Origin of the sequence: Paraburkholderia sp. NMBU_R16, assembly GCF_013282575.1 — a bacterium.
In the GTDB taxonomy this organism is placed as follows: Bacteria; Pseudomonadota; Gammaproteobacteria; order Burkholderiales; family Burkholderiaceae; genus Trinickia.
On sequence record NZ_JAAAYE010000332.1, the window covers coordinates 1 to 345 of the forward strand.

Genomic DNA, 345 nt, shown 5'->3' on the forward strand with positions numbered 1-345 from the left:
TGCCACGTCGAAACATACGTGAAATCCGAAACCCAAAGTTGGTTCGGCCGATCCGCCTTGAACTGACGGTTGACCCGATCCAGCGGGCGCGGGGCCGACACATCAGGGATGGTCGTGCGAATTCGTTTGCCGCGACTCACGCCACGCAATCCCTGTTGCTTCATCAGGCGCTCAACCGTGCAACGTGCGACCGCAATGCCTTCTCGGTTCATCTGCTTCCAGACTTTATCTGCCCCGTAGACCTGCATGTTGCTCTGCCAGACTCGCTTGATCTCGGGCTGCAGGAGCGCATCGCGTTTCGCTCGCGCGCACAGCCGCGACGGATCACGAAGCTGTGCAGCGTGG

General features: G+C 60.3%; 1 protein-coding gene. It reads right to left on the reverse strand.

All coding sequences use genetic code 11. From position 1 onward, the window contains the following. Positions 1-345: IS3 family transposase (locus GWC77_RS28465; protein WP_173262989.1), on the reverse strand; the 345-nt coding region annotated here is incomplete at both ends.